This is a genomic window from Streptomyces dioscori (genome assembly GCF_003024195.1).
In the GTDB taxonomy this organism is placed as follows: Bacteria; Actinomycetota; Actinomycetes; order Streptomycetales; family Streptomycetaceae; genus Streptomyces; species Streptomyces dioscori.
In genome coordinates, this window is sequence record NZ_KZ679038.1 from 489,519 (window position 1) to 512,515 (window position 22,997).

General features: G+C 71.4%; 26 protein-coding genes. 14 read left to right on the plus strand and 12 right to left on the minus strand.

The features are described 5' to 3' along the window. Positions 1–330: 330 nt before the first annotated feature. From C6Y14_RS02040 to C6Y14_RS02065, 6 genes are all read left to right on the plus strand, one after another. Positions 331–759 (plus strand): DUF485 domain-containing protein, encoded by a 429-nt coding sequence (locus C6Y14_RS02040; RefSeq protein WP_107014667.1) that lies wholly within the window; start codon positions 331–333, stop codon positions 757–759. After that, positions 756–2,366: a sodium/solute symporter gene (locus tag C6Y14_RS02045; protein WP_107014668.1), complete on the plus strand. Its 1,611-nt coding sequence runs from the start codon at positions 756–758 to the stop codon at positions 2,364–2,366. Before C6Y14_RS02040 ends, C6Y14_RS02045 begins: the two co-directional genes overlap by 4 nt. Positions 2,367–2,654: 288 nt before the next feature. Next, the gene (locus C6Y14_RS02050) at positions 2,655–3,599 is read left to right on the plus strand and encodes a FecCD family ABC transporter permease (protein WP_107015142.1); all 945 of its coding nucleotides are present in this window, start codon (positions 2,655–2,657) and stop codon (positions 3,597–3,599) included. Then, positions 3,596–4,768 (plus strand): FecCD family ABC transporter permease, encoded by a 1,173-nt coding sequence (locus C6Y14_RS02055; RefSeq protein WP_225890837.1) that lies wholly within the window; start codon positions 3,596–3,598, stop codon positions 4,766–4,768. Before C6Y14_RS02050 ends, C6Y14_RS02055 begins: the two co-directional genes overlap by 4 nt. Positions 4,769–4,890: 122 nt before the next feature. After that, entirely contained in the window at positions 4,891–5,751 is an 861-nt protein-coding gene (locus tag C6Y14_RS02060) for an ABC transporter ATP-binding protein (RefSeq protein ID WP_107015144.1), read from the plus strand. Positions 5,752–5,831: 80 nt separating this feature from the next. Beyond that, entirely contained in the window at positions 5,832–6,860 is a 1,029-nt protein-coding gene (locus tag C6Y14_RS02065) for an iron-siderophore ABC transporter substrate-binding protein (RefSeq protein ID WP_107014669.1), read from the plus strand. A gap of 75 nt (positions 6,861–6,935) precedes the next feature. Here C6Y14_RS02065 and C6Y14_RS02070 read toward each other — a convergent pair whose 3' ends face one another. After that, entirely contained in the window at positions 6,936–8,009 is a 1,074-nt protein-coding gene (locus tag C6Y14_RS02070) for a dipeptidase (protein ID WP_107014670.1), read from the minus strand. Further along, positions 8,006–9,325 carry an amidohydrolase family protein gene (locus C6Y14_RS02075; protein ID WP_107014671.1) on the minus strand — a complete coding sequence of 440 codons (1,320 nt, stop codon included), beginning with the start codon at positions 9,323–9,325 and terminating at the stop codon, positions 8,006–8,008. Before C6Y14_RS02075 ends, C6Y14_RS02070 begins: the two co-directional genes overlap by 4 nt. 130 nt (positions 9,326–9,455) lie before the next feature. Between C6Y14_RS02075 and C6Y14_RS02080 the strand changes: the two genes are divergently transcribed. From C6Y14_RS02080 to C6Y14_RS02095, 4 genes are all read left to right on the plus strand, one after another. After that, on the plus strand, positions 9,456–10,241 hold the full coding sequence (locus C6Y14_RS02080) for an IclR family transcriptional regulator (RefSeq protein WP_225890838.1): 786 nt from the start codon (positions 9,456–9,458) through the stop codon (positions 10,239–10,241). Continuing rightward, complete coding sequence (locus C6Y14_RS02085; protein ID WP_107014673.1) at positions 10,238–11,188, plus strand: ornithine cyclodeaminase family protein; 951 nt, start codon at positions 10,238–10,240, stop codon at positions 11,186–11,188. The genes C6Y14_RS02080 and C6Y14_RS02085 overlap by 4 nt, the downstream gene beginning before the upstream one ends. A 165-nt stretch (positions 11,189–11,353) precedes the next feature. Next, entirely contained in the window at positions 11,354–12,604 is a 1,251-nt protein-coding gene (locus tag C6Y14_RS02090) for an FAD-dependent oxidoreductase (protein ID WP_107014674.1), read from the plus strand. A gap of 201 nt (positions 12,605–12,805) precedes the next feature. Further along, entirely contained in the window at positions 12,806–13,276 is a 471-nt protein-coding gene (locus C6Y14_RS02095) for a hypothetical protein (protein WP_107015145.1), read from the plus strand. A 141-nt stretch (positions 13,277–13,417) separates the two neighbouring features. Here the strand turns inward: C6Y14_RS02095 and C6Y14_RS02100 are convergent, their stop codons facing one another. From C6Y14_RS02100 to C6Y14_RS02130, 7 genes are all read right to left on the minus strand, one after another. After that, complete coding sequence (locus C6Y14_RS02100) at positions 13,418–13,894, minus strand: SRPBCC domain-containing protein (protein WP_107014675.1); 477 nt, start codon at positions 13,892–13,894, stop codon at positions 13,418–13,420. Continuing rightward, positions 13,891–14,229, minus strand: a complete 339-nt coding sequence (locus C6Y14_RS02105) for an ArsR/SmtB family transcription factor (RefSeq protein ID WP_107014676.1) — start codon at positions 14,227–14,229, stop codon at positions 13,891–13,893. The genes C6Y14_RS02100 and C6Y14_RS02105 overlap by 4 nt, the downstream gene beginning before the upstream one ends. A 54-nt stretch (positions 14,230–14,283) precedes the next feature. Continuing rightward, a complete protein-coding gene (locus tag C6Y14_RS02110; RefSeq protein WP_107014677.1) occupies positions 14,284–15,234 on the minus strand; it encodes a YihY/virulence factor BrkB family protein in 951 nt (316 codons plus the stop codon). After that, on the minus strand, positions 15,224–15,805 hold the full coding sequence (locus C6Y14_RS02115; RefSeq protein ID WP_107014678.1) for an Asp23/Gls24 family envelope stress response protein: 582 nt from the start codon (positions 15,803–15,805) through the stop codon (positions 15,224–15,226). The genes C6Y14_RS02110 and C6Y14_RS02115 overlap by 11 nt, the downstream gene beginning before the upstream one ends. Continuing rightward, entirely contained in the window at positions 15,805–16,926 is a 1,122-nt protein-coding gene (locus C6Y14_RS02120; protein ID WP_107014679.1) for a DUF6286 domain-containing Asp23/Gls24 family envelope stress response protein, read from the minus strand. Before C6Y14_RS02120 ends, C6Y14_RS02115 begins: the two co-directional genes overlap by 1 nt. Next, complete coding sequence (locus C6Y14_RS02125) at positions 16,923–17,108, minus strand: hypothetical protein (protein WP_107014680.1); 186 nt, start codon at positions 17,106–17,108, stop codon at positions 16,923–16,925. The genes C6Y14_RS02120 and C6Y14_RS02125 overlap by 4 nt, the downstream gene beginning before the upstream one ends. Before the next feature lie 120 nt (positions 17,109–17,228). Next, a complete protein-coding gene (locus tag C6Y14_RS02130; protein ID WP_107014681.1) occupies positions 17,229–17,741 on the minus strand; it encodes an Asp23/Gls24 family envelope stress response protein in 513 nt (170 codons plus the stop codon). 311 nt (positions 17,742–18,052) lie between these two features. Here C6Y14_RS02130 and C6Y14_RS02135 point away from each other — a divergent pair, with 311 nt between their 5' ends. From C6Y14_RS02135 to C6Y14_RS02145, 3 genes are read left to right on the plus strand one after another with little or no spacing between them, the layout of a single operon-like run. Beyond that, the gene (locus C6Y14_RS02135) at positions 18,053–18,637 is read left to right on the plus strand and encodes an RNA polymerase sigma factor (RefSeq protein ID WP_107014682.1); all 585 of its coding nucleotides are present in this window, start codon (positions 18,053–18,055) and stop codon (positions 18,635–18,637) included. After that, entirely contained in the window at positions 18,634–19,260 is a 627-nt protein-coding gene (locus tag C6Y14_RS02140; protein WP_107014683.1) for an Asp23/Gls24 family envelope stress response protein, read from the plus strand. The genes C6Y14_RS02135 and C6Y14_RS02140 overlap by 4 nt, the downstream gene beginning before the upstream one ends. Continuing rightward, on the plus strand, positions 19,257–19,697 hold the full coding sequence (locus C6Y14_RS02145; RefSeq protein ID WP_107014684.1) for a hypothetical protein: 441 nt from the start codon (positions 19,257–19,259) through the stop codon (positions 19,695–19,697). The genes C6Y14_RS02140 and C6Y14_RS02145 overlap by 4 nt, the downstream gene beginning before the upstream one ends. A 103-nt stretch (positions 19,698–19,800) precedes the next feature. Here C6Y14_RS02145 and C6Y14_RS02150 read toward each other — a convergent pair whose 3' ends face one another. Together C6Y14_RS02150 and sigK are read right to left on the minus strand one after the other, a co-directional pair. Continuing rightward, entirely contained in the window at positions 19,801–20,553 is a 753-nt protein-coding gene (locus tag C6Y14_RS02150; RefSeq protein WP_107014685.1) for an anti-sigma factor, read from the minus strand. Continuing rightward, positions 20,550–21,134 carry an ECF RNA polymerase sigma factor SigK gene (gene sigK / locus C6Y14_RS02155; protein ID WP_225890839.1) on the minus strand — a complete coding sequence of 195 codons (585 nt, stop codon included), beginning with the start codon at positions 21,132–21,134 and terminating at the stop codon, positions 20,550–20,552. The genes C6Y14_RS02150 and sigK overlap by 4 nt, the downstream gene beginning before the upstream one ends. 310 nt (positions 21,135–21,444) lie before the next feature. On the opposite strand from sigK, the gene C6Y14_RS02160 reads away from it, so the two are divergent. Next, positions 21,445–22,134, plus strand: a complete 690-nt coding sequence (locus C6Y14_RS02160) for an alpha/beta hydrolase (RefSeq protein ID WP_107014686.1) — start codon at positions 21,445–21,447, stop codon at positions 22,132–22,134. Between the two features lie 16 nt (positions 22,135–22,150). Here the strand turns inward: C6Y14_RS02160 and C6Y14_RS02165 are convergent, their stop codons facing one another. Beyond that, entirely contained in the window at positions 22,151–22,885 is a 735-nt protein-coding gene (locus C6Y14_RS02165; RefSeq protein WP_107014687.1) for a VOC family protein, read from the minus strand. Positions 22,886–22,997: the final 112 nt, after the last annotated feature.

Here is a 22,997-nt window from a genome sequence, read left to right on the forward strand (position 1 = left end):
AGGGGTACTCATGAGCCCTATGAGGGAGACCGGAAGATACCAGGCGCGGGGGCCCTGCGACCCAGCAAGCGCCCCGAAGACCGAAAGCCCTTGCCCTTAAGCCGCCGATCGACCCCCACCGGCCCTCACCTGCCCCTTCACGCACATCCTTCACCGGCTGACCGGCCCACCGTCCGACGCCGGCGCCGCTGACATGCGCAAACGAGCCAGATCGACCAAAAGGCCTCGCTTGACGGTCTCGCCGAATAGCGTGCGAGAAATCGAACACCTCTCCCCACCTCCCTGCGGTCCGCGCACGTCACGGACCCCTGCCGCGCTAGGAGAACCGGGATGTCCGACGACCCCTCGGATGCGTACGCCCCGCAACCCCACCGGGCCAGGCACCCCACCGCCCCGCCCGCCTGGGCCACCACCGAAGACCACTTACCCGAGCGCACCATGCGCTCCTCCGCACCGGGACACCACCGTGACCTGCGCATTCTGCGCCGGGCCTACCGCAGACAGCGCCGGGTCGCCACCTTCGTCGTCCTCGCCTACTTCACCGCCTTCCTGATCCTCTCCGTCCGCGCACCGGCCTTCATGACGAAGCCGGTCTCCGGCGGTCTGTCCACCGGCATGGTGCTCGGCCTGGTCCAGCTCCCCGTCACCTGGCTGGCGATCGTGCTCTTCGAGTACACGGCGAGCCGGTACGTCGATCCGCTCGCACGCCGGATGCGGCAGCGCACGGCTCTGCTCGCCGAGCAGGAGCCCGGACAATGACGGAGTTCAGCGGCACCGCGCAGACCTGGTCCCTGGTCGCCTTCTGCACCGTCGTCACCGTGACGCTGCTGCTCTGCGTGATCGCGGGCCCGGACCGGGACGATCTCGACGAGTTCTACACCGGCTACCGCTCGCTGTCCCCGATGCGCAACGGTCTGGCCATCGCGGGCGACTACATCTCCGCGGCCACCGTCCTCACCATCGGCGGAGTCATCGCGCTGTGCGGCTACGACGGTGTCGTCCTCGCCCTCAGCACCCTCCTGTCCCTGTTGCTGCTGATGTTCCTGCTGGCCGAACCCCTGCGGAACACCGGCCGTTTCACCACGGGCGACGCCATCGCCCGACGGATGCCCGGCCGTGCCGTGCGCATCACGACGTGTGTCGTGACCATCGCCTCGCTGATGCCGATGATGCTGGTCCAGCTCGCCAGCACCGGCCAACTGCTCGCCTTCATCCTCGGTTTCAGCAGCGCCACGATGAAGACCGGGTGCGTCATCGGGGTCGGCGGCCTGATGATCACCTACGCGGCCATCGGCGGGATGAAGGGCACCGCTCTCATCCAGATCCTCAAGATGGTCATGCTCCTCGGTTCGGGGTCCGTGGTCGCCTTCCTGATGCTCCGCTCCTTCGCGTGGGACCCGGGGGAGCTGTTCCGCACGGCCGCGAAGAACAGCGGGGCGGGCGACGCGTTCCTGCGCGCCGGCCTGCAGTTCTCCGGGGGTCCGCACGCCGACCTGGACATGATCAGCACACAGTTCGCCATCGTGCTCGGCGGCGCCTGTCTGCCTCACGTCACCATGCGCATGTTCACGGCGGACAGCGCACGGCAGGTACGCCGCTCGATGTCCTGGGCGGTGTCGTCGGTGGCCCTCTTCATGCTGATCATCACCGTCGTCGCGATCGGGGCGACCGCACTCCTGGGCCGGACCGGGATCACCGCGGCCGACCCGCGCGGCAACACGGCCTATCTCGTGGGCTCACGGGCGGTCTTCGGCACCCATGTCACCCGCGCCGAGACCTTCCTGTTCACCACGGTCACGGCAGCGATCTTCCTCACCCTGCTCGCGTCGGTCGCCAGCATGATCCTGGCCTGCGCCAACTCCCTGGCCCATGACGTCTACGCCAGTCGCGCCACCCCTCATTCGCCGGTACGGGAGATGACCGTCGCCCGGGTCTCCGCGCTCGCCGTAGGGATCCCGACGATCGTGCTGGCGGGCCTCATCCAGCACCGCAGTCTCCAGCCCCTGGCGACGCTCTCCTTCTGCCTGGCCGCCTCGGCCATCGCCCCCGCGCTGGTCTACAGCCTCTTCTGGCGCCGCTACACCCGCACCGGCCTGCTGAGCACGATGATCGGCGGCTCGCTCACCGTCCTCGTCCTGATGCCGGGCACCCGGCTGGTGTCCGGGACGCCCATGGCGGCTTTCCCTCAGGCCGACTTCAACTGGTTCCCGTTCACCACGACCGGCCTGGTGTCCATCCCCCTGGGCTTCGCGTTCGGCTGGCTCGGCACGATGTTCTCGGGGCGCCGCGAGACACAGCGCCGCAAGAAGGACTACGAGCGGATCGAGGCCAGGATCCTGGCGGGCCCGGAGCCCAGGCCGAGATGACCCACCTGGTTGCAGGCGGCATCTTTCTTGATGTTAGGTTTGGCTTACCTTACTGAACGGAACACCCAGTTCCGTAACTCTGCGCTGCCCGCGAGCGGGCGGACAAGGACGACCTCAAGTGCGCTTCGCCCCGTCGCCGTTCACCCGCGGCACGCACCCTCGGATACGCGTCGCGTGACCGTCTCCCTCTCCCCGCCCGAACTCGCGGACGCCGAGCACGTCCGCCGCCGGCACGGCAGACCCGCACTCAGCGCGGGCCTGCTCGCAGCGGCCCTGGCACTGACCGCCATGAGCGTGCTCAGCCTCGCCGTGGGCTCGGGCGACGTGGCACTGCACGACGTGGTGGCCGGGGTGTTCAGCCCCGACCGCTCCGTCCACGGCCAGATGATCATCCAGGAGGTCCGCCTCCCCCGCACGATCGCCGGTCTGCTCGCCGGATCGGCGCTCGGTGTCGCCGGAGCCCTGATGCAGGGCGTCGCGCGCAACCCCCTGGCGGACCCCGGCCTGTTGGGTGTCAACGCGGGCGCCTCCGTCACCGTCGTCTTCGCCATCAGCGTCCTGTCCCTGACCGAGCCCGCGCAGTACATCTGGTTCGGCTTCCTCGGGGCCTGCGTGGCCGCCGTGCTCGTCTACGGCATCGGCAGTCTGGGCCGCGAGGGCGCGACGCCCGTGAAACTGGCCCTCGCCGGAGCAGCCACCACCGCCGTGCTGGGCTCCCTGACCAGCGCGATGCTGCTCAGGGACAGTCGGACGTTCGACCAGTTCCGGTTCTGGCAGGTGGGCGCGCTCAACGGCCGTGACATCGATGTCCTGTGGCAGGCACTGCCCTTCATCGCGGTCGGCGGAGTACTGGCCCTGTTGCTGGGCCCCTCCCTCAACGCCCTCGCCCTCGGCGACGACATCGCGCGCGGCCTGGGTCAGCGCATCGTCGCCGTGCGGCTGGCCGGAGCCATCAGTGTCGTGCTGCTCTGCGGCGCGGCGACGGCGATCGCGGGGCCGATCGGCTTCCTGGGCCTGGCCGTTCCGCACGCGGCACGCCTGATCACCGGCCCGGACTACAAGTGGATCCTCCCCTACAGCGCCCTGCTCGCACCGGCCCTGCTGCTCTTCGCCGATGTCGTGGGGCGCCTGATCGCGCGCCCCGGCGAGGTGCAGGTCGGTGTGATCACCGCCGCGCTGGGCGCCATTCCCTTCGTCCTGCTCGTCCGCCGCCGGAACGTGGTCGAACTGTGAACCGTAAGACCATGTCCGCGGGCGGTACGGCCACCGCGTCCCCGGAGCCGACCGGCGCAACCGGTACGACCGGTACGACCGGTACGACCGGTACGACCGGTACGACCGGTACCGGTGGTCCCTCCCCCGCCACCCCGCAGGACGCCGTGGCACGGCTGGTCCGCGTCCGACGGCGTGGGCAGGCGCGCGGCGCCCTCGTGAGCGGTGTCCTGCTGGCCGTCGTACTCGCGGCGTTCGCCCTGTCCCTCACCACCGGCGACTTCGTCATCCCGCTCGCCGACGTCCTCGCCACACTGGCCGGGAGCGGCGACGCGGGCACCCAGTTCGTCGTCCTCGAACTGCGCCTGCCGCGCGCCCTGCTGGCCCTCCTGGTCGGCGGCTGCTTCGGGCTCTCCGGAGCGGTGTTCCAAGGTCTGCTGCGCAACCCGCTCGCCAGCCCCGATGTCATCGGCGTCAGCGCGGGCGCCAGCGCCGCCGCCGTCCTGGCGAGCATGGTCCTCGGACTGAGCGGGATCGCCCTGTCCGCGGTCGCCCTGGGAGGCGCGCTGCTGACCGGGGCCGCCGTCTACCTGCTGGCCTGGCGCAAGGGGATCAGCGGCTACCGCCTGGTCCTCGTGGGCATCGGCATCGGTACGGGCCTGTCGAGCGTCGTCTCGTACGTCATGACGCGGTCGGACGTCACCGAGGCGCAGAATGCCTTCCTCTGGCTGACCGGCAGTCTCAACGGCCGTTCCTGGACGCACTTCTGGCCCCTGTTCGGCGGAGCGGTCGTGCTGCTGCCCCTGGCGCTGGCGGCCTCGCGCGCCCTGCCGGCCCTGCAGTTGGGCGACGAGGCCGCCGGCGGTCTGGGAGCGCGGGTCGAGCACAGCCGACTCGCCATGCTGGCCTGCGCGACCGCCCTCGCGGGCCTGGCGACGGCCGCCGCCGGACCCGTCGGCTTCGTCGCCTTCGTGTCCCCGCCCATCGCCCGGCGCCTGCTCCCCGGGCACGGTGCGGCCCTGGTGCCCTCGGCCCTCGTCGGCGCCGCGCTGGTCCTCCTCGCCGACTACGCGGCCCAGCACCTCATCCCCGGCACGCAGTTGCCGGTGGGGATCGTGACCAGCCTCGTCGGTGCGCCGTACCTGCTGTGGCTGCTCGCGCGCGCCAACCGCGTGGGCAAGGGCGGCTGACCGTGACGCGACTTCCAGACGAAGGTTCCGGCGAGGTCCGTGAACCGCTCGGCACCCTCAAGGAGACGACGGTGACCTCCCCGCACGACACGCACGACAAGCACGAAACACACGCCCCTTACATCCCGCCCGCCCCGCCGGCCCCGCACACTCTTCAGGCCCGGGCTCTCACGCTCGGGTACGGAGAGCGCGAGATCATCTCGCAGCTCGACGTCGACCTGCCACCCGGCCGCATCACCTGCATCGTGGGCCCCAACGCCTGCGGGAAGTCCACGCTGTTGCGCTCGATGGCACGGCTGCTCGTGCCGTCGGCGGGAGCCGTTCTCCTCGACGGGCGCAGCATCCAGGAGCTGCCCACCCGGCAGGTGGCCGAGACCCTGGGCGTGCTGCCGCAGTCCCCGGTGGCGCCGGAGGCCATCACCGTCGCCGATCTGGTCGGCCGTGGCCGGTATCCGCACCAGGGCTGGTTCCGGCGCTGGACGGCGTCCGACACCGAGGCAGTCGCCGCGGCCATGCTCGCCACCGACGTCCTGGACCTCGCCGACCGGCCGCTGGACGAACTCTCCGGCGGGCAGCGCCAGCGCGTCTGGATCGCCATGGCCCTGGCCCAGGAGACCGACATCCTGCTGCTGGACGAACCCACCACCTACCTCGACATCAGCCACCAGCTGGACGTCCTGGACCTGCTGACCGACCTCAACCGGCAGCGCGGGGTCACCCTCGCCGTCGTCCTGCACGATCTCAACCTCGCGTGCCGGTACGCCGACCACCTCATCGCCATGAAGGACGGCCGGATCGTCGCCGAGGGCACCCCGGCCGCGATCGTCACCGAGGACCTGGTGCACGAGGTGTTCGGGCTGCGCAGCGCGGTCGTTCCGGACCCGGCGTCGGGCACACCCCTGATCGTGCCGATGGGGCGGCACCACATCACGGTGCCGCCGGCCGACGACACCCCGCTCACCCCGTCCCCGTCCCCATCTTGAGCCTCCGAACCCCCTCTCCCCCCTCTCAACTCGCAACTGTGTCGAGTACTTCGATGAACCTCCCGGAAAGAGCACCCACCATGTCCTCTCGCCCCGCCGACTCCGGCTCCCGACGCCGTACGGGCCGTCTGCGCCTGCTGACCGGCGCCCTCGCGCTCACCCTGATGGGGACGCTGGCCGCCTGCGGTTCGTCCGACGAGTCCAGCAGCCAGGACAGCGCCGCCCAGCCGTCCGGCGGCGCGTTCCCGGCCAAGGTCGCCACCAAGTTCGGCACGGTCACCGTGGACGAGGCGCCCAAGCGCGTGGTGGCGCTCGGCTGGGGCGACGCGGAGGCCGCGCTCTCGCTCGGCGTGCAGCCGGTCGGGGCCAGCGACTGGCTCGCCTTCGGTGGCGACGGCCTCGGACCCTGGGCCAAGGGTCTCTACGACAAGAGCCCGCAGAAGATCGGCACGCTGGAGCCCGAGTACGAGAAGATCGCGGCCCTGAAGCCCGACCTGATCCTGGACACCAAGTCCAGTGGTGACCAGACGCGTTACGACACCCTGAGCAAGATCGCGCCGACCGTGGGAGTGCCGAAGGGCGGCGACCAGTACAAGATCTCGTGGGCGAAGCAGACCACCATGGTCGCCCAGGCCCTCGGCCTGGCCGACGACGGCAAGAAGCTGATCGCCGAGACCGAGAAGAAGTTCGCCGACGCCGCGAAGGCGCACCCGGAGTTCAAGGACAAGACCATCACGCTCGGTTCGCGGACCGCTTCCGCGTGGGGCGCGTACGTTCGCGGCACGGGCCGGGTCGACTTCGTCGAGCGGCTCGGATTCGAGAACAGCCCCGCCATCGAGGCCAAGGCCGGTTCCGCGTTCTCCGTGCCGGTCTCGGAGGAGAATCTCGACCTCCTCGACGCCGACCTGACGGTGATGGCTCCCATCGGCGTCACCGCGAAGAAGATCAGCTCCGATCCCCTCTTCGAGGCCGTACCGTCCGTGAAGAAGGGCCACTCCGTCGTCTTCGACGACAAGAACATCAGCTCGGCGTTCGCCATGGACTCCGTACTGTCGGTCGACTACGCGCTGGAGCACGTGGTGCCGCTGTTCGCGACGGCGCTCAAGTAGCCCTCCCGATCCTCACGGTCCTCTGAGCCCTCAGGGCCCCCCGGGTCCTCAGGGTCCTCAGGGTGCTCAGCGTCCTCACGCGGTTTTCGCCCACACCCGGTCCGCGTAGTCGAGGAAGTTGCGTCCGAGGATCTTCTCGATGCGTTCGGAGCGGTATCCGCGCCGTTCCAGGAGGCGGATCAGTTCCCTGAACTGGTCCACCCCGCGCAGGTCGAGGACGAAGGGGAGCGTGTCCGCACGCTCCCCGGCGGCGCCGACTCCGGCCGCCGCTCGCAGCGCCACGTGCTCGGCGAGATCGGCGCGGTAGGCGTCGAGGTCGTCGATGGAGGTGACGGGCCCGTCGGTGCCGATGCCGACGTGGTCCTCACCGCACACGTTCACGGCGTGGTCGATGTGCTCGACGACGTCCGCGGCCGTGGCATGACCGGACAGGCTGAGGAACGGCATGAAGTAGATGCCCACGAACCCCCCGCGCGAGGCGACCAGCCGCAGTTCCTCGTCGGTCTTGTTGCGGGGCAGATCGGCCAGTGCCCGGCAGCCGGTGTGGTTGATCGACACCGGTGTACGGGAGAGGGCCGCGGCCTCCAGACAGGTGCGCTCGCCGCTGTGCGAGAGGTCCACCATCAGGTCGTGTGCGTTGAGCGCCTCGACCACGCTGCGGCCGAATTCGCTCAGGCCCCGGTTGGCCGGTGCCATGGAGCCGTCGCCGAGGTGGTTGGCCTGGTTGTAGGTGAGTTGGACGACGCGCACACCCAACTCCGCGAACGTGGCGACGCGGCCGACGTCCTCGCCGACCGCGACGGCGTTCTGGAAGCCGTAGATGACACCGACCCTGCGCTCCTCCCGCGCCCGGTGGAGGTCGGCGACCGTGCGCACCTTCAGCAGGTCCGCCGCGTGGTCCCGCACGATCCCGTCCCACACCTCGATCTCGTGCAGCGTGTGCTCGTACGGGGGCAGCTCGCCCATGGTGTAACCGAGGGTGATGTTGACAGCGGTGAGGCCCGAGGCGCGGGCGTCCGCCAAGGTGCGGGCGTCGATGGTGAGTTGGTCGCTGCTCTGGTTGAGCTGTGCGGCGGCTTCGGCCGACCGGGGCGCGTTCGGGTTGTCGAGCTGCCCGAGCGCGTTGATGATCATGGGAGTGGAGGTCATCGGGCTTCCTTGTACGCGCCGCGCTCGAAGCGGTGGCCGCGCTTGACGGTGAGGGTGACGCTGCGCAGGTGGTCGATGTCGAGCAGCGGATTCTCGTCCAGGACGACGAAGTTGGCGAGCTTGCCCGCCTCGACGCTGCCCATGAGGTCCTCTGCCCCGGCGCTCCGGGCGCCGATCAGGGTGGCCGAGCGCAGCACCTCCTCGGGCGGGATGCCGCAGCGGCGCACGAGGAACGCCAGCTCCTCGAACAGTGCGGGGAAAGGGTCGTCGCGGTCGGTCTCGTAGTCGGTACCGGTCGACAGGTCCACACCGGCGCGGTACGCCTGAGCCGTGATGTGCGCGGCCAGTCGGGCGTTGGCCCGCGCGCGTGCGGCGTCCTCGGGTCCTTCCCCCCTCAACTCGTCGCTCTCCCACATGCCGGCGGTCGCGTCGAGCACGGTTCCGCGGCGGCACATCAGGGCGAAGAGTGCGTCCAGGTGCGGATCGTCCTCGGCGGCGAACCGCTGGTGGTCGACCTTCGGCTTGTTCTTGTACGTCGTCAGCGGCCCGTCGGCGCCCTCGGCGCCCTCGAAGGCGAGCAGCGTGACGTGGGAGACGCTGTCGACACCGGCTTCGACGACCTGTCGGGGCGTCGCCGGGAAGACGGCGGCGTGGGCCCAGACGGGGATGCCCTGGCGGTGCGCCTCGGCGGTGATCGCGGCGACCGTGCCGTGGTCCAGATCGGCGTACACCTTGATGGCGGCGGCGTGCGTGCCGCGCGCCAGGGCCACCGCCACGCGCAGGTCGGTGTCCGGGGTGATGGCCTGCATCCACGGAACGGCTCCCGGCGTCTCTCCCTGGGAGACCTGGTGGGTGCGCGGGTCGTCGAAGAAGCCCGGCCCCGCCATCAGCGCGGCGTAGCGGATGTCCGGGCCGGGGATCTCACCGACGAGGGTGGCCCGCGCGAGATCGCCGACCTGTCGCAGGTCGTCCGCCATGTCGCGGATCGCCGTGACGCCGCTGTGCACGAGACGGTCGAGCACCGCCTCGGCGACGGGCCGGTCGGGCGGTGTCGCGATGTGCTGGTGGGAGTCGATGAGGCCCGGCATGACGAAGCGACCGTCGAGGTCGTGGACGAGCGCGTCGGCGGGGAGGGACGCGGCGATCTTCGCGTCGTCGCCCACCGCCCGGATCGTCGCGCCGTCCACGACGATCGACGTCGAGGGGCGGGGCGCCCGTCCGGTTCCGTCGAACAGCGTGGCACCGCGATACACGGCGACCGTCCCGGCCGTCGGCGGGGCGTGCGGGGTCGGCGCTCCCGAGGCCTCGTTCGTCATCTTCGCCTCTCACTCGTCGTGCTCAGGATGGTAGGGCGGGTTGTTGCGCTGTACGTAACACATGTAACGTCTCTTGCAACACGCATCACCGTACGCCGACGTGCCCCGACGCCACAAGGAGTGGTCGGACTTGCCCGAAGCACCCCGTACCGCCGTGGACAAGGCCCTGGACCTGGTCGAGGCCGTCGCGCGCGCACCACAGCCCCCGCGGCTGACCGACCTGGCCGAGGAGGTCGGGCTCCATCGGGCGACCGCCTACCGCGTCCTCCTCGATCTCGTACGCCGGGGATGGGTGCTGCGGGCCGGTGACCGCTATCTGCCCGGCACCGCGGTGCTCCAGCTGTCGTCGTCCGCGGCCAGGAACTCACTGACGGCCATCGCCCGCCCCGTGCTCACCGAGCTGTCCGCGCGCACCGGCATGATGGCCAACCTCCAGGTACTGGAGGACGACAGGTCACGGGTGATCGACGCCGTACGGCCCGACCGGCTCGCGATGATCACCGACCTGATCGGCGAGAGCCTGCCCGTCCACCGGTTCGCGGGGCCCCTCGCGCTGGTCGCCGCGCTCGCCCCCGCCGCACGCGCCCCCTACCTGCGTCCCGCCGAAGCGGCCGGGCACCCGCTGGAGGGTCCCGACGGGCTGCTGGCCGACATCGAACGCGCGCGGCGGACCGGCTTCGCCGTCGAACACGGCCGCAACGAACAGCCCGTCGCCTCACTCGGCCGCGCCGTCTCACCGACGTCCGGCGCGCCGGTCTGCGCGCTGACAGTCGTCGGCCTGGACGCCGAGTTCACGCCCTCCCGCCTCCCCGAACTGCGGGAGCACCTGCGCGAGGCCACCGGCACACTGCAACGGCTGCTGACCGCCCCCGGCGCATCCGCGATCTCCTCCGACCCGGCGAACGGACCGGTATGAGTGGCGTCCTCGTTCTCGACCGCACCCGGACCCGTGCGGCGCTCGACCCGCACCGGGTGATGGACGCGGTGGCACAGGCGCTGATCGCCGTCAGCCGGGGCGAGGCCTCCGCACCGCCGCGCGTAGCCGCCCGCGCCCCGGGCGGACTGCTGGGTGTCATGCCCGGTTACGTTCCCGGGCTCGGGCTCGCGGCCAAGCTCGTCTCCGTGTTCGCGGACCCGGCACAGACCGGCCGGAGCAGCCACCGGGGCATCGTCGCCCTCTTCGACCCCGAGGACGGCCGCCCGCTGGCCCTTCTCGACGCCGAGTCCCTCACCGTGATCCGTACGGCCGCGGCAGCCACCCACAGCGCCCTCGCGCTGGCCGCGCCCCGCCCAGGCCGCATCGCCGTCATCGGTACCGGGGCCCAGGCGCGGGCCCAGCTCGCCCTGCTCGCGCTCCTCGATCCCACGACGCCCGTCGCCGTGGCCGGGCGGGACCCGCAACGTGTCCGCTCCGCCACCTCCCTGCACCCCGCGGCCGAGCCCGCACCGAGTGCCGAAGCTGCCGTGCGCGGTGCCGGTGTGGTGTTCTGCTGCACCGGCGCCGTGCGACCGGTGATCCGCCGGGACTGGCTCGCACCGGGCGCCCATGTCAGTTCGGTGGGCGGCTCCCACGGCCCCGAGGTGGACGCCGACACCGTCCGGGAGGCCCTGCTGTTCACGGAGTGGCCCGGCGCCCACGCCGCCGCACCCCCGGCGGGCGCGCACGAGCTGCAGAACCTGTCCGAAGGACAGACCGTCACCCTCCTAGGCTCCGTCCTCTCCGGCACGCACCCCGGCCGCCGGGACCAGACCGGTCCGACCCTGTTCAAGTCCACCGGGCACGCCGCCCTGGACGTGGCCGCGGCCCATGTCGCCCACGCCATCGCCGTGCGCGAGGGGTGGGGCACGACCGTCGACCTGTGAGTACCTGCCGCCGACCCGACGCCGACGGCGCGTGTCGGTCACCTGTAGACAGCCGCCGGAAGATGTCGGTCCGGTGTCGGCGGCCTGTCGGCGCGGACTGAAACCTTGTGGGAGATCCGCCGGGCGCACTTCCGGCAGGCGTACGACAGGCAAGGAACCCCCACCATGACGACTCAGCCCACCCAGAACACTCAGAACGCTGTCAGCGCTGAGCAAACTGTCAGTACTGGCACCACTGGCAGCAACGACAGTACTCACGTCACGATCATCGGCGCCGGGCTCGGCGGACTCACCCTGGCCCGCGTGCTGCACGTCCACGGCATCGCGGCCACGGTCTACGAGGCCGAGACCTCACCTACGGCACGTGCGCAGGGCGGAATGCTCGACATCCACGACTACAACGGGCAGCTCGCTCTGGAGACGGCAGGCCTCACCGACGAGTTCCGCGACCTCATCCTGGAGGGCCGTGAGGCGATACGCGTCCTCGATGTGGACGGGTCCGTCCTGTTCGACAAGGCCGACGACGGCACGGGCGTCCGCCCCGAGGTACTGCGCGGCGAACTGCGGCGGATGCTGCTCGACTCGCTCCCGGCCGGCACCGTCCGGTGGGGTCACAAGGTCAGCGGTACCCGTCCGCTCGGCGCGGGGCGACACGAGGTGACCTTCGCCGACGGCACCACCGTCGTCACGGACCTGCTGGTCGGCGCGGACGGCGCATGGTCCCGCGTCAGGCCGCTGCTCACCGCCGTCACCCCGGAGTACGCGGGCATGTCGTTCGTCGAGACCTACCTGTTCGACAGCGAGACCCGGCACCCGGCCAGTGCGAAAGCGGTCGGCGGCGGGTCGATGTTCGCGCTCACGCCGGGCAGGGCGATCCTGGCCCACCGGGAGAGCGGCGGCACCCTCCACACCTACGTGATGCTCAGCGAGTCGCGGGAGTGGTTCGCGGCCATCGACTTCAGCGACTCCGCCGAGGTCACCGCGCGGATCGCGAAGGAGTTCCACGGCTGGGCACCGGAACTCACCGCACTCATCACCGACGGTGAGACCGCGCCTGTCCTGCGTCCCCTCAACGCCCTGCCCGTCGGACACCGGTGGGACAGGGTGCCCGGGGTCACCCTGCTCGGCGACGCCGCCCACCTCTCGGTCCCGAACGGCGAGGGCGCCAACCTCGCCATGTACGACGGCGCCGAACTCGGCAAGGCCCTCGCCGCCCGCCCCGGGGACGTCGAAGGCGCCCTCGCCGAGTACGAGCAGGCCATGTTCACCCGCGGCGCCGAAGCCGCCGCCGAGGGCACCGAACTCCATGAACTCCTCTACGGCGACAAGACACCCCACAGCCTGATCGCCATGTTCACCGGCGAAACTGCTGACAGCGGAGACAACGAAGACAGCAAAGACGACCGGACGCCGTGAATCGCGGGCGGTCACCGCACGGAGGGCGGGCCGGTCACCGCACGGAGGGCAGGGCGGTCACCGCACTGAAGGCGGGGCAGGCACCGCACTGAAGGCGCGGCAGGCCCTGACAGCTCCGGCCGGCCGGCCTCGTGCGCCATCCGGGCACTCGTACCACCGCAGCCGCATATGTGTCCGCGTTCCGCGGGCATGCGGCAGAGCATGAACCAACCGAACGACGGTCCTGACCGCGCCCATCGGCGCCCCGACGGAGTCAGCGACGAGACCGTGGAAGCACTCGGTGCGCTGTCCAAGGCACTGGAGACCACCGAGCGGGCCCGAGGACACCTGTACTCGTTCCACCAACTGACCGGAGGGGCCGACCTGGAGCTGGACCGCGCGGTCCGGCTCCTCCGCGAGGCGGGCCACACCGAGTACGCCGACCGTGTGGAGTGCGAGGTCCTGGGCCGCAACGTCATCCCGGGTCACTGGACGTTCCAGATCGTCGAGGCCTACGACGGCACCTACTACCAGCCCTTCAAGGATCTGGAGCGAAGTGCCCGGAGCGACCTCGCGGACGGACGCGACCACCTCTACGAGGCCGAGATGAAGGAGGACCGCCGCACGACGGGCCACCGCGACCACACCGCACGCCCCGACAGCCCCGGCACTCCGTCCCACAGCCCCTCCTAGGCGGTTTTGCGGGCCTTGCGGGCCAGTCCGGCCTCAGAAGGTAGTCCGGAGGACATCGGTGACCCCCTCGTACTCACCGGTGGGCGCCTGCGGGGCCCTGACTGACCCCGTCCAGCGTGACGAACTCGGTCAGGGTGATCTTCATCGCGGGGCCATGCTCTCGGCGAGCGCGGCCAGTTGACCCGCGACCGTGCCCCAGCCGTCGGCGAAGCCGAGCTTGTCGTGCCGCGCGCGGGACTCCGGGTCGCCGTGCCGCACGAGCATCCGGTAGTCCGTGCCGTCCGGATGCTCGTGCAGCGTGATCGTGGCGGTCATCGTGACCGGGGCGGGGTTCGCCGGACGCCAGGTGCTGTCGACGGCGTTGGTGAACACGATCCGCTGCAGTTCGTCGACGGCGAGGAAGCACGCGTCCAGGTGGGGGACGAACTCGGTGTCGTCGTCGCTCATCCGTGTCACGAACGCCCCGCCGGGCCGCAGTTCCAGCTGGTCCACCCGGCAGCGCATCGGGGCCGGGAGCCACCACTTCTCCAGCCGGGACGGGTCGGCCCAGGCGCTCCACACGGTCGCGCGCGGGGCGCGGATGATCCGCTCCAGGCTGAGATCGAGGTCGGGGTTCACTGTCTGTCCTCCTCCGGGTCGGTGACGAACTGTTCGAGGCGGTCGGTCCGCTCCTCCCATGTACGGCGCTGCTCCGCGAGCCAGTCGTCGACGAGCGCGAGCCGGTCGCGGTTGAGCTCACAGGTGCGGACCCGGCCGGACTTGACCGTGCGGATCAGCCCGTTCGCTTCGAGCGTGCGCACATGCTTCATGAACGAGGGGAGAGTCATGGGGAACTCACGGGCGAGTTCCCCGACGCTCGTGGAGCCGCGGCCGAGACGCCGGACGACCGCGCGCCGGGTCGGGTCGGCCAGGGCGACGAACACGCCGTCCAGTTGCGCCGAATACTGTGCCATGAGGCTAAGTATTGCGAGACCTGGAGGTCGCCGCAAGGCATCACGTCACCGGGCTCAGGCTGCTTCGGGGGAACCTTCCGCCGGCGGCAGCGCCGGTCGCTCTCTCCTGCTCAATCCGCTCAGTTCGGCGGTGAACTGCGCCCCGGCGAGCAGGGCGAGGTTGGACAGCCACAGCCAGATGAGGAAGACCACCGCACCCGCGAGGGAGCCGTAGAGCTTGCTGTAGGTGCCGAGCGCGGAGGTGTACAGGGCGAAGCCTCCGGAGACGACGAGCCACAGGCCCGCCGCCAGGATCCCGCCGGGGACGCTGTGCTTGCGGCGGCGGGCCGGTATGGGTCCGGTGTGGAAGACGATGACGACCAGCAGCGCCACCAGGCACAGCAGGAGCGGCCAGCGCAGCAGGTTCCAGGCCCAGGCGGCCACCGCGTCGAAGCCGAGAAGGCGGCCGGCGGTCTCGGCGATCGGCCCTGTCAGCAGCAGGAGGAGCGCGCTGACGAGCAGCAGGCCCAGCAGGGCGAAGGCGGTGAGCAGGATGCGGGGGGCCGTGTGCCAGGGCGACCGGTGGTCGTCCTCGTGGTGCATGCGGTGCAGGGCACGGCGGAACACGGCGAGGTAGCTGGAGGCGGACCACAGGGCGCTCACGATGCCGCCGCCCAGCAGCGTCCAGGCAGCCGAGCCGTCTCGCAGCGTCTGGGTCAGCACGTCGTGCAGCTGGGTGCCGGACTGGTCCGGGGCGTAGGCGGTGACATGGGCGATGAAGTCCTCGGCGGTGCCCGGGCTGATCATGCTGAAGGCGATGACGGTGACCAGCAGGGAGGGCAGGACCGCCAGGATCGCGTAGTAGGTGAGGGCGGCCGCGTAGTCGGAGACGTCGTCCCGCCACATCGACAACGGCGTGCGGCGCAGCGCGACGCCCCAGGCAGCCGGGGTCCGGGTGCGGCGCCATACCGGCTCCAGTGCGCGCGGGCCGCCGCCGGTGACGACGGGCCGCGGTTCAGCGGACATGGGACCTACGGTGCGAACGGGTGGAGAAACGGACGCGCGTACGCACCCTGTACGGGGTGAGGGAACTCTCCGTCCGGCCGGCGAGCTCGGCTAGGGCGGGCAGGACGGCGGCCGGGGCCACATCGGGCTGCAGCCGGACATGCAGGCGCACCTGCACCTGCTTGTGCCGTGCGAGCACTCGGGTGCGGCAGCGGCTGACGCCGCCGATCCCCGCCGCGTGCCGGGTCACGACGTCCTCCAGGGCCCGGGTCCGCAGCGTGCCGCCGGGCGCGGGCAGCGGCATCGACGGGCGGGCCCCGCCGCGCAGCAGGCGGACGCACCACAGAGCGAGAAGCGCGGTCATCGCGATCGACGCGGCCATGACCGAGGGCGTCCACCAGTCCGTGGAGCGCAGTTCGGCGAGGCCGGCCGGATCCACCAGCACGGCCCGGGCGCCGGGATCCGGCCACCAGGACGGAAGGCGCGTGGCCCAGGGTGCCCGGGTGAGGGCGAGCCACGTACCGCCGAGGAGGAACAGCAGGCCGACTGCGGCGAGGGCGGTCCGGTCGAGGACCGTACGGGAACGTCGCATCAGCGGGTGACTCCTTCGAGGTCCGTGTCGTCGGCACCGGCCGTGAGCGTACGCTGCGCTCCCCCGGTGTCCCCAACCGTCGTGCCGGGATCCCAGGCGGCCCCGGGCCGGATCCTGACGCGCAGTCGCGGTGGCCGACGCAGATTGCAGCTCTCCAGTGCCCGGCGGGCCATGTGCCGCGCCTCGTCGAGTGCGTGTGCACGGTCACCGAAGGCCAGGCCGGCCCGGACGGTGACGCTGCGGCGGCGCACCCGCACCTTCACGGGACCGATCCCCTGCGTCCGGCCCACCGCGTCCCTGATGAGGGCCGCGACTGCCGTGCGGTCGAGGGCCGCCCACAGGTTCGGAGCGGGCGCTGTGACCGTGAGCAGTCCGCGATGTCCTGGGGTGAGGGCCAGAACGACCATCAGCAGCCCGAGCAGCGCGACCGCGGCGGCACAGGCCGTGACCGTCGCGTCACCGGGGCCGTGCCGTGAGAGCCAGTGCAGTGCGTCGGTGCGCCAGACCGCTGCGGGCCGGCCGGCAGCGTGCACCAGCATCAGGTCGACCGCCAGTGCGCCACAGGCCACCAGGGCCGACAGGGCGAGCAGCAGGGTCGGCAGCCGTCGCCCGGACCACCACCGCCGCGGCGTCCGCGAGTTCGGCGGCGGCTGGGCGGGGTCGTCCACGGCAGGCTCGTCTTTGTCGAGCCCGGCCGTGGCAGGCCCGTCCGTGGGAGACCCGTCCTTGTCAGATCCGTCAGGGGGCACGCTCTTCGCCGCGACCGGTGCAGGGACCAGGGCCGTGACGCCGACGCGTGCTGTGGTGACGTCGAGGCCCGTCAACTGCTGCGTACGGGCGGTGACATGGTCCTGGAGCCGGCGGACCGCCTCCGGCAGTGGCGCGGGGTAGGGCAGGGTGACGTCGACGCTCACGTCCGCCCGGCGCCCGTGCACGGCGGCCGAGCCCTTCGAGGCGCGAGCCCTGGTTCCGATGCCGATACCGGTGCCGATGCCGATACCGGTGCCTGTCTCTGTGCTGGTTCCCGGGCCCGGCACGGCCTCGGTGGCCGCCCGCTCGGCGATTCTTCGGACCGCCTTCTCCGACACGGTCGTGGTGCCGCGCCGGTCCGCCGTGGTCATCGACGGCTCCGCTCATAGCCGTCGCGCAGATCCTGGAAGCGGCCCCCGCCGTCGAGCCAGTGACCCGCGGCCCACCCCAGACCGCCCAGGGCGGCCACGAGCAGGAACGCCCCGAAGCCGCCGAAGAAACCGGCGAAGGCCAGCGCCATCCCTGCGATCATCCCGACGAATGCTCTGGTCACGTGGTCACGTCCATGTCCTGGCCTCTTTCACCATTCCTCTTTGCCCGGTCATCACGCACCGGTCTTCACGCACCGGGTCTCATGCACCGGCTCGGCGCCCTGTGGTGTGCGACGGCCGGCTCACTCCACGCGGGAGTCCGTCGTCGGCGACTCGTCGTCCTCCTCGGGCAGATGCACGTCGTTGACGGTGACGTTGACCTCCACCACGTCGAGGCCGGTGACGCGCTGCACCGCGGAGATCACGTTCTCCCGCACATCCCGGGCCACGTCCGTGATGGGAACCCCGTACTCCACGACCAGGTCGAGGTCGATGGCCGTCTGCCGCTCGCCTACCTCGACCTTCACTCCGCGCCCCACGTTCGGCCGGCCGCCCGGCACGCGGTCGCGGACCGCGCCGATCGTGCGGGAGAGGCCGCCGCCCATGTCGTACACACCCGGGATCTCCCGGGCAGCGATCCCCGCGACCTTCACCACGACGACGTCGGCGATCGATGTCCGCCCGCGGTCCGCCGCCGGCTGGTCGACGCCGGTCACACCGCCGGACAATGCCGTGGTCGTCTGTGCCGTCCTGCTGCCCTGCGGTGCCGATACGTCCTTGCCGGTCGACGCGGTCGGTACGGTCTGCGTGGTCATGGCACGTCCTTCTTCCTGTAGCCGGTCGGCTGCTCTCACTGCGATGGACCCGCCGCGGCCACGCCTGTGACGCGGATACCCGGAAAATCTCCGCTCAGCTTCCGGGACCGCGCCTGTCTCACCGATATGCCCGCATGAATGTCCGACCGTGCACGGGCCATCCGCGGAGGTGTCGGCAACGGATCATTCATGAGGACACACCAGCCCCCTGGCCGTTTCACGGGATCACGCGAAACAAGAGGCGACACCCGCGTAACGGCGGGCGGCACCGACGTGTCCAACCAGCGGAACCGGACGAGAGGAGCCGCTCAGTGGCGGGGGTTCGCAATCAGAACGCGCCACCGGACGCCGGGGGCGAGACCGAGGATTCCCTGCTGACGGTACGGGCCGCGGAAGGGGACGAGGACGCCTTCGCCGTTCTCGTACAGAGCCATGCCCCGTCACTGATCCGGCTGGCCACCCGCCTGCTCGGCGGGCGGGCGGAGGCGGAGGACGCCGTACAGGACGCGTTCATCAGCGCCTGGCGACGGCTCCCGGAGTTCCACCACCGGTCGTCGTTCGGCACATGGATGTACCGGATCGTCACCAACCGCTGTCTGAACGTGCTGCGCGCCCGCAAGCCGGTGGCACCTCTGGAGGCCGCGGGAGAGATCGCGGCGCCCGAGCACTCGGCCTCGCCGGCCCGGATCGTGGAGGCCCGCGACGCGGTGCGTGAGCTGGGCGAGGCGCTCGATCAGCTGTCGGTCGAGCAGCGCGCCTGCTGGGTCCTGCGAGAATTGGACGGTCAGTCCTACGAATTCATCGCGGACGCGGTCGGCATCAGCCAGGAGGCTGTGCGCGCCCGTGTCTTCCGCGCACGACGCTGCCTGACACAAGCAATGGGGGCCTGGCGATGACCGCACACACCGACCCGCCCACCGCGGACACCGGCGGCGTCGACGACGAGCAACTGCCGTGCGGCCGGCTGCTGTCCCGGGTCTGGGACGACTGGGAGCAGCAGACCGACGACCCGCATCGGCAGACCTGCCCGCACTGCCGGCGGGCCGTCCTCGACCTCGACGATCTGGAGGTCGCCGTTCGCGGCCTGCGCGACGAGACCGCGGACAGCTACGCGTCCGAGGCGACGTCGCTGACCCGGCGCGTCATGGAGGTCGTGCGCCTCGAACTGCGTCCCGGCCGCCCCGTGCCCCTCGGCGAGCCCGACGAGGATCTGTGGATCATGGAGGCGGTCGCTGCCCGCGCCCTGCGTGCGGCGGCCGAGACCGTGACCGGCGTACGGGCGGGGTCCTGTCGTCTCCTCTCCCTCTCCACCTCCGACACCACCGACGGGCGGGTCGAGGTCCGCCTGGGTATTCACGCCCCGTCAGGCGTCTCGCTCCCGGAGCTGGCGGAAGAGGTACGCAGGCGGGTCCGGGAGGCGGCGGACCGTGAGTTGGGGGTGGCCGTGGCGACGATAGACGTCCATGTGACCGACCTGATCGACACCGCGGACGACAGCCAGGAAGGTCGTACGTCATGACCCGCGACACCGCACACACCTCGCTGGCCGAGGAGATCGCCCGGGCCGTGGAGACTGTGCCGGGGGTGGCCTTCCTCAGGCCGGGGCTCGCCGGCCGGCTGCGCCCGACCCGGGGACGGCCGCAGCGCGGCAAGGACGCGGCTCCGGCGGCGGGAGCACTGACCGCGGGCGCGCCGACCACGGGAGCGCGGACCACGGCGGAAGTGCCGACGACAAGAGTGCCGATGACAGGAGTGTCGGCAGCGGGCGTACGGCTGAGTGGGCCGGACGGCACCGGGCGAAGGCATGTCGAGATCCACCTCGTCGCACTGAGGCAGTCACGAGCCCTGGACGTGGCCCGCGCCGCACGCCGTCGCGTCGAGGCCCATCTGGTCGAGCGGTTCCCGGCTGAGCCCGCACCGGCGCGGGTCACTGTGACCGTCACCGGCCAGGTGTGACGCCTGACCGGTGCGTGGCCGTCGCCGGCCGGCGGGGGGACCCTTGACCTTGACAGGTGCGAGGCCGCCTCCGGCCAGGAGTGCCTCGACCCAGGGCTGCCCGTCACGCGGGGAGGTTCAGCAGGGCCAGCGGTGTGGAGGTCGGCTGCTCGGAGCCGCCCTTCGGTTCGACCGTGACCCCCATGCCCGACGCCCCGCCCACCGCGCCCCGCATCAGGACGGCCTGGCTGGTGCGCGCGGGGTCCATCAGGCCGGCGGACCTCATGGAGCCGTCGTCGTCGAACCAGAGCTGGTACACCTTGCCCCGAGGCGGCTCGGTCATCCCGGAGGCCATGAAGACGGCCCTGTCACGGCTGTCGGAGACGACGACGGTGCCCGTGGCGCCCCCGGCCAGTTTCGTGGTCCGGCTCCTGGCGTCCGGGGCCGTGAGCACGGCCGCGATGTCGTTCGCCCCCCGGTCGGCACGGCGCGCCTGCTCCAAGGCGTCCTCGGCACGCTCGTGCTGCCACACCGCGGTACCGCCCAGCGCGGCGGCCGCCGCGAGACAGGCGGCCAGTGCCCAGCGCGACACCGGACGCCCGCGCGAGGCCGTCCGTGCGCGGCGCGGCAGGGCCGGGCCACCGGGTCCCTCCTGCCGGACGGTCCGGATCTGCCGCAGTACGTCCTCCCGCATGGCGGGGCGGGGCGGCAGGGAGACGGCGAGTCCCAGCCGGGCGGCGGTGGCGGACAGTTCGGCCGTCTCCTGGGTGCACGGCTCGCACTCCCCGAGGTGCCGCTCGAAGGCCTGCCGTTCTTCGTCGGACAGGGCGTGCAGGGCGTAGGCGCCGGTCAACGTGTGCAGATCCGCAGTGCTCACGCGGTCACCCCCAGGCAGTCACGCAGTCGGATGAGGCCGTCCCGCAGCCGGGTCTTGACCGTGCCCAGCGGAAGCGCCAGGGCTTCGGCCACCTCGCGGTAGGTGAGCCCGCGGTAGTACGCGAGGTCGACGGCCTGACGCTGGATGTCGGTCAGGGTGCGCAGACAGCGCCGCACCTGTTCCCGCTCCAGCCGTGCCTCCACCTGCTCGGTCACGTCGTCGTACTCGGGCGTGCGGTCCAGTTGCGCCGCCTTGTGGTCCCGGGCGGCCGCGGCCTCCACCGAGCGCACCCGGTCGACCGCCCGCTGATGGGCCATCGTGAGGATCCAGTTGACGGCCGTGCCGCGGTCTGAGCGGAAGCGCGGGGCCGTGCGCCACACCTCCACCAGAACCTCCTGCGCCACTTCCTCCGACTGGGCACGGTCCCGCAGGACCGCGCGGACGACACCGAGGACCGGGCCCACCACGGCGTCGTACACCGAGGCGAACGCCTGCTCGTCGCCCAGCGCCACACGTCGCAGCAGTTCCTGCAGATCAGGTTCGGCCGAGTGGTGTCTGCCGATCTGGGCGACTTCGTTCACCGGGTCCTCCGTCGTCGGGACATCCGTCGAGACATCCGTGGGACGTCCGTCAGGACATCTCCGGACGTAATCCGATGCCGGAGCCGCGGCGGATTGGTCCCTGACATCCATGAAAACGCAGGTGAAGCCGGACTGCGCGGGCAGGCGGACGAAAGAGCGTACGGTTCCGTCCCGCCCGGCGTCCGGTTCCGTCCCGAGCGGTGTCCGGACACGGCCGACCGGCCGCCGACCAAGCCGTCGGCCGGTCGGCAACGAATATTGGGTGAGACAGGTCCGGTGAGCTGCGGCGGCTCGACAGACGGGAGCGGGAATGACAGTGCACGAACAGGCGTCCACCGATGAGTCGGCGAGCTCACACGCACCCGCGCTGGCGGTGCGGCATCTGCCCCGCTCGCCCCGTGCCGCCGTCCTGTTCCTGCACGGCGGCAGGTCGGACAGTCGTGCTCCGTCCCGCCCTTGGCACCTCGCGGCCGTGCGTATGAAGCCCTTCGTGCGCGCCATGGCCCGTGCGATACCCGACGACGACGTCCTGCTGGCGGAGGTGCGTTACCGCGTACGGGGCTGGAACGGCGGTGACGCCGACTCCCTGCGGGACGCGCGGCGTGCGCTCGAAGAGCTTCGACACCTCGCTCCGGACGTCCCGGTCGTCCTCGTCGGCCACTCGATGGGCGGCCGGGCGGCGCTGCGTGCGGCGGGCGCGGCGCAGGTACGCGGCGTTGTGGCGCTGGCTCCCTGGTGCCCCGTGGGCGAGCCGGTGGCCCAGCTGCGGGACAAGGAGGTCGTGGTGCTGCACGGAGACCGTGACCGTGTCACGGATCCCCTCCTGTCCAGGGCATTCGTGACACGCGCCCGTACCGCGGGCGCCCGGGCGGCCTTCGTGGGCATGGCGGGCGGTGACCACGCGATGCTCCGCCACGCCGGGGACTGGCACCGCGCCGCCGTCTCCACCGTCCTGGAGATGGTGCCGCCCGTCACCGGACCTGCCGGAGAAACTGAATAGGTGGGAGCAGCGGGAGCTACCGGGGTGTCAGGACACTGAACTCGTTGCCGTCGGGGTCGGTCATCGCCACGCCGCCGAGTTCGTCCTGGCCGGTGTCGAGGCGCTTCGCCCCGAGGGCGAGCAGCCGGTCGACCTCCGTCCGCAGGTCACCGTCGGCGGCGGGAGCCAGGTCGAAGCGCAGCCGGTCCCTGCCCGTCCTCGGCGCCACCGGCGGCCCACCCCACGTGAACTTCGGTCCACCGTGCGGAGAGCGGATCGCGGTCTCCTGATCCTGGTCCCAGACCAGGGGCCAGCCGAGCGCCTTGCTCCAGAAGTACCCGACCTCCTGCGAGCCGTCGCAGGCCAGCGCTCCGATGAAGCCGCAGTCGGCGAGGAAGTTGTTGCCCGGCTCGATGACGCAGAACTCGTTGCCCTCCGGGTCCGCGAGCACCACGTGCTCCTCTTCGGGGAGCTGGCCGATGTCGATGTGCTGTGCGCCGAGTGCCAGCGCCCGCTCCACGGTCTGCCGCTGGTCCTCCAGGGACGTACTCGTCAGATCGAAGTGCATCCGGTTCTGGCCGGTCTTCCGCTCCCGCGACGGCAGGAACCGGAGGCGGAACCCGGTGTCGTCGGCAGGCAGGAGCACGATGCCGTCCTGCGGATCGTCGACCGTCTCCCAGCCGAGGAAGCGTGACCAGAACCGCGCGAGACGCTCAGGTTCACTCGCGTCGAAAGTGAGCGCGAACAGCTGACAACTCGTGTCCCGGTCCATCTCTGGTCCCCCTGACTGGCGCTGGCGGCAAGGCGTGTGGTCGGCGCCTCGCACGCGAGCCTAGGCGTGCACCCGGCCCACCCGCATCCGGGTTTCCGCCGACGCACCGACG